Source organism: Pseudaeromonas pectinilytica (assembly GCF_054780855.1).
Genome location: NZ_BAAGVN010000029.1, coordinates 1 through 1,444 on the forward strand (window position 1 = coordinate 1; position 1,444 = coordinate 1,444).

The window sequence follows — 1,444 nt, forward strand, 5'->3', positions numbered from 1 at the left end:
TAAAAAGAGCCGGCTGGAATGACGACTATCGGGCTCAGTTATTCTTTGGTTAAAAGATCAACAAAGTGTGCTCCCGCCCTGCTTCTGTTAGTGCCGTTTGTATGCTATTCCATACAGCAGCTTGAGTATTTGAAAATTCGACAGTCATCCAATGCCCTGGTTTTAAGATCCTGTGAGCTTCCCTAAAGCACCTATTCATTAGTTGTCGATACTCAAGACTCCCCTTACGTTGAAACTTATTTTCTACAGCTTCTTCTTGGTTGTTTGTTAGTAAACCCAACCATGACTCCATAAAAAAGTTTAACTCTGAATACTGCAAGTTTGCTCCAAATGGAGGGTCTAAAAAAATATAATCAATGCTATCATTCGCAGGTGCTACGTTCGTGGTGCTAACACACTCAGTTAAAGTGTTTCCATCACTTATAGTTTGCCTAAATCCAAGCCACCTTGTTGTAAGCGCCGCTAAATCGACCTACTTGCCTTCGTTGTATTGCGCCACTTTTTTTGCAATGGGCTCCAGCGGGACGTTCCAGGGTAGCAGGGCTTCGAGTTTTTCCAGGCTATCGGCTGCGCCGATCTGCGCCAGCACATAGTTGATATACGCTGAGGGCTCAAGGTCATTGGCTTTGGCTGTCTCCAGCAACGAGTAGCAGGTCGCGCTGGCCTTGGCGCCTTGCGCGCTGTCGGCGAACAACCAGGCCTTGCGCCCCACGGCGAACGGGCGGATCGCGTTCTCCGCCAACACATTGCTGATGTGCAGATCACCCCGCTCGCAGTAACCGACCAGATAGGGCCACTGCCCCAGCGTGTATTCCATCGCCTTTCTCGTCAGCGAGCCTTTCATCACCTTGCCGACGTGATTGTCCAGCCAGGTTTTGAACTCTGCCAACAGCGGCATGCTACGCGTCTGCCGTGCCTGATAACGCTCGGCATCACTGCGCTCCTTCTGCTCCCGCTCGATGGCATAGAGCTTACCTATGTACCCCAATGCCACACCGGCCTTGCTGGCACCGGGCTTGCTCTTGCCCTTCGCAACGGACGGCGTGGCCTGGGTCGCTTCGATGAATTTGCGCCGCGCATGATCCCAGCAGCCAATCCGGGTGAGACCGCTCTGTTTGCACACCTGGCTATAGCCAGAATAGCCATCGGCTTGCAGTACGCCGCTAAAACCGTCCAGCAGGCGCACGGGTACGCTTCCGGCGCGCGACGGATCATATTCAAATAACACAGAGGGGCGGCCCGGCGGACCGCCACGGGTCACCCACATCCATTTGTCCGATTGCGCCGTTTTGCCCTCCTCTTTGAGCACCTGGATCCGCGTCTCGTCGGCTTGCAGGTAAGCCGCGAGGTTCTGCTCCTCACGCAGCAGGTTCATCAATGGCTGGAACACCTCGTCCAGCCGGATGATCCAGTGGGCCATGCTGGTGCGGCTCACCTCCTGCCC

At 54.3% G+C, this 1,444-nt stretch carries 1 protein-coding gene; it reads right to left on the bottom strand.

Annotation, left to right across the window (positions count from 1 at the left end; translation table 11 throughout):
- Positions 1 to 472: 472 nt before the first annotated feature.
- A partial coding sequence (gene tnpC, locus ACYVG7_RS02960; RefSeq protein WP_460881760.1) for an IS66 family transposase occupies positions 473 to 1,444 on the bottom strand: 972 nt, incomplete at its 5' end.